The following is a 1,326-nucleotide window of genomic DNA, read 5'->3' as shown; positions in this document are numbered from 1 at the left end:
TTTGTTTTCCGTTTTAAATCGTTAGACTTTACTAAATGTCCGCTAAACTTGAACCAAACTTTACTCGATTTCAGATAAAATTCAGCCGTTAGTTTCCTAAAAATCCAAAAAAGTGGACATTTCGTCAAGTCTTAAAATTCAAATGGTTGTTCAAACTAAAATGTTTGACTTCTGAATTTCGTCGGAAGTATGGCACACAACGTTCCCACGCTTGGCGTCAGTTGCGAACTTCGGAACTGATTATTTTCTGTTAAAGATAATATTTCTTGCGAAACATGAGCGTGAATTTACCACAAAATTCGCAATTGCGCCAAACGTGTGTTGGTGGTAGTGTTTTTTATAAGCTTATAATTCCACAATATATTTGATAAGTGAGAAACATTATATATATTATTGTTGCAATAATAAAAGCTTTTCGTTTTTCAGATTTTGTTTCAATTTTTAGTTTATAAATTCTAAAAAAATTATAGATAATTGGTGGTAAAATAATTATAAGATTAGCAATTTTTCCTGAATTGATTGCAGTTTCACTTTCTGAACCTGCTCCTGAACCAAAATATAGAAAGAAACTAAAAAGTAGAAAAAAGTACATCACATAAAAGTAAAGTATCTCTATAATAACAATTAATGCTAAGAATTTAGGATTTGTTTTCAAGTTCATTTTTGAATTATTTTCCAGTTGATTTTAACATTTCGGCTATTCTTCTTTCAGCTTCTTTTTTAGTAATTCCATTAAAGTAATCATTTACAAATTGATGCTCAAAATCATTATTTGGGATTATTTCAGGTCTTGAATTTCCTTTTTTTGTGTAAACCGTTGTTGGAATGTTTGTTGTGTTTTCATAATCTGGAAGAAAATTACTTAACCAACCAAAATATTTAGTTTCGTGATTTTCGTTTTTAAAGTTTTCTGAATAATCTTCAAAGCTTTTATCACTTAACGAAACCCAAAGTCCATATTCTAAATTTTCACAATGGTCAATCACTTTTTGTGTTAAAGTACAACGAATGAATTTGTCAGTTTGGTCAGTATATTCTATTACACAAAAATCAGAAGTAAGTTCTGCAATTGTTTGCTTTTCTTCTTCGGTTAAATTATGATAATGAGTAGGCGAGGAGTAAGTTAATGAAGGCCATTCTTCGTGTTCTTTTCCGCAACATTCACAAATGTATTTAATGCTTTCTGACATATTTAGTTCTTATTTTGCAGATTTCGTGTAACATTACCACCAACGTTTCGCGGCTTCAAGAAGTGGCGAACTTCGTAACCGCTTAATTTTCAACTAAGATAAAAAAACTTGCGAAAGAAAAATGTGAATTTAGCAC

The 1,326-nt window shown here is 30.2% G+C and carries 1 protein-coding gene; it reads right to left on the bottom strand.

All coding sequences use genetic code 11. From position 1 onward, the window contains the following. Positions 1-668: 668 nt before the first annotated feature. Positions 669-1,190: a DUF2199 domain-containing protein gene (locus Q361_RS13575; protein WP_103727254.1), complete on the bottom strand. Its 522-nt coding sequence runs from the start codon at positions 1,188-1,190 to the stop codon at positions 669-671. Between the last annotated feature and the right edge of the window lie 136 nt (positions 1,191-1,326).

This window comes from Flavobacterium croceum DSM 17960 (assembly GCF_002917885.1).
Lineage (GTDB): Bacteria > Bacteroidota > Bacteroidia > Flavobacteriales > Flavobacteriaceae > Flavobacterium > Flavobacterium croceum.
The sequence above is the reverse complement of the archived record's forward strand: the minus strand, read 5'-3'. Positions and strand labels throughout refer to the sequence as shown.